General features: G+C 40.9%; 1 protein-coding gene. It reads left to right on the top strand.

The features are described 5' to 3' along the window. Positions 1-325: metal ABC transporter ATP-binding protein (locus RYX56_RS21645; protein ID WP_317124025.1), on the top strand; the 325-nt coding region annotated here is incomplete at both ends.

Raw genomic sequence — 325 nt, 5'->3', positions numbered from 1 at the left:
CAAATAAGCCAGCTATCAGGCGGACAGCAGCAGCGTGTCTTTTTAGCAAGAGCGCTGGCACAGGATGCGGAGCTTTATTTTATGGATGAGCCATTTGTAGGAGTAGATGCCGCTACAGAAAAAGCGATCATTACGCTGTTGATGAAATTGAAAGAACAAGGAAAAACGGTTCTCGTAGTCCATCATGATTTAAATACTGTGAAGGAATATTTTGATTGGATTATGCTTTTAAATGTTAACCTCATCGGTATAGGTCCTACGGAGGAATTGTTTACGAAGGAATTTTTACAGAAAACATACGGTGGGAGTTTAGCAATGCTGGATG

Source organism: Alkalihalophilus lindianensis (genome assembly GCF_032843265.1).
In the GTDB taxonomy this organism is placed as follows: Bacteria; Bacillota; Bacilli; order Bacillales; family Bacillaceae_D; genus Alkalihalophilus; species Alkalihalophilus lindianensis.
Note: the sequence above shows the minus strand (reverse complement) of the source record. Positions and strands in the feature narration are given on the sequence as shown.